Origin of the sequence: Mesorhizobium sp. M7A.F.Ca.MR.362.00.0.0, from assembly GCF_004023175.1 — a bacterium.
Taxonomy (GTDB): Bacteria; Pseudomonadota; Alphaproteobacteria; order Rhizobiales; family Rhizobiaceae; genus Mesorhizobium.
The window spans coordinates 17176-18265 of the sequence record NZ_RZTF01000096.1; the positions used below are offsets into that span (position 1 = coordinate 17176).

Annotated in this window: 1 protein-coding gene; it reads right to left on the minus strand. The window is 62.7% G+C overall.

Going from position 1 to position 1090, the window contains the following annotated elements; genetic code table 11:
* Nucleotides 1-40: 40 nt before the first annotated feature.
* Nucleotides 41-931, minus strand: a complete 891-nt coding sequence (locus EOC06_RS14685) for a YicC/YloC family endoribonuclease (protein ID WP_013532513.1) — start codon at nucleotides 929-931, stop codon at nucleotides 41-43.
* Nucleotides 932-1090 lie beyond the last annotated feature (159 nt).

A 1090-nucleotide genomic window follows, 5' to 3' on the forward strand; every position in this document is an offset into this window, starting at 1 on the left:
GGCGGCGTATGCGGGACCCCAAATCCTTGGCAACCATCGGCTACTCCAGATTCTGGATCTGTTCACGAAACTGGTCGACCACCGCCTTCAGGTCCAGGCCGATCGCGGTGATGGCTGCGGCATTCGATTTGGAACACAGCGTATTCGATTCGCGGTTAAATTCCTGTGCCAGAAAATCGAGCTTGCGACCGACCGCGCCGCCGCCCACCAGCAGTGCCCGGCCGGATGCGACATGCGTTTTCAGCCGGTCGATCTCTTCGCGAATATCGGCCTTGGTGGCCAGGAACGCCGCCTCCATATGCAGTCGGGTGGCATCCAGATTGGCGGAAGCGTCCATCAGCAGCCTGACCTGCTCGGCGATGCGTTCGCGGATCACCGCGGTCTCGCGGGATGGATCCACTTCTGCCCGCAGCGTCAGCGCCTCGATCGTGTCGATATGACCCGACAACAGCAAAGCCAGCGCGGCTCCTTCGCCCTGCCGTGCCTGTTCGAGCCCGTTCAAGGCCACTTCGAGCGCGGCCATGATCGCGGCATCGAGCGCGGCCCTCGCCTCCTCGGTTTCGACGGTTTCAGGAATGTCGAGCACGCCGCGCAGCGAAAGCAATCCATCCGACGTCGCCGCAGCAACGCCGAATTGCTCCTGCAGCCGTTTGGCGAGCCCAGCAAGGTCCTTCAGGAAGGCTTCGTTGACGACCGGCTGCGCCTGCGCGCCAACGGCACGGCCGATGGTCAGCGTCGCCTGGAAATTGCCGCGTGCAAAACGTTTCTGAAGTATTTGCCGGACAGCAGGTTCCAACCGCTCGAAGCCTTGCGGCAGCCGCAGCCGTACCTCGACGCTCTTGCCGTTGACGGACTTGACCTCCCAGGCGATCGAGGTGCCTTCGTGCTCGGCGACGGCACGTGCAAAACCGGTCATGCTCTGCAAATTCATATCGCCCACACGTCCCTGGCACATCGCCCTGAACCGGCTTTCCGGACAGAGCGAGTGCGGCTTGAAAAAGACTGCGCCGCAGGCGCGTCGAAACCGGACGCGCGGCGCTCTTCCAAATGTCAGGGCGTTGCCTGCCGGGCAACGCCTTTCTTCATTTAC